This is a genomic window from Fibrisoma montanum, from assembly GCF_003583365.1.
GTDB lineage: Bacteria > Bacteroidota > Bacteroidia > Cytophagales > Spirosomataceae > Fibrisoma > Fibrisoma montanum.
In genome coordinates this window covers 1-504 of sequence record NZ_QXED01000038.1, presented here as the reverse complement: position 1 = coordinate 504, position 504 = coordinate 1, and the positions used below count along the sequence as shown (strand labels likewise).

At 56.9% G+C, this 504-nt stretch carries 2 rRNA genes; both read left to right on the top strand.

The features are described from left to right. Positions 1–119 (top strand): 16S ribosomal RNA (locus tag DYU11_RS32895); the annotation flags it as partial. A gap of 180 nt (positions 120–299) precedes the next feature. Further along, positions 300–504: ribosomal RNA gene (locus DYU11_RS32890) — 23S ribosomal RNA — on the top strand; the annotation flags it as partial.

Below are 504 nucleotides of genomic sequence, written 5' to 3'. Positions count from 1 at the left end.
CATGGGAGTTGGGGGGACCTGAAGTTCGGGGTAACAACCGGACAAGGGTAAACCCGGCGACTGGGGCTAAGTCGTAACAAGGTAGCCGTACCGGAAGGTGCGGCTGGAACATCTCCTTTCTGGAGCCGTCGGTGGTTGCCACCGGCCAGTGGGTCTTAGTTCGCTAACAGGTTTGTCAGAGCCGGGCTGGTTTGCCGCAAGGGAAGCCAGCGCAGTAGTTCTTTGACGTACAGGGAAAGACGAAACAGTGGTGCAAGCCACTGGTCTACGAATTACAAGCAATTGATTGATTGACGGCAGTCTACACAAATAAGGGCGCCTGGGGGATGCCTAGGCTTCTGGTGGCGATGAAGGACGTGGCAAGCGACGAAACGGTACGGGGACCCGCTGGCAGGGGCTGATCCGTACGTGTCCGAATGGGGCAACCCACTAGCTTGAAGAGCTAGTACCCTGCGGGGGGCAAACGCGGTGAACTGAAACATCTAAGTAGCCGCAGGAAAAGAA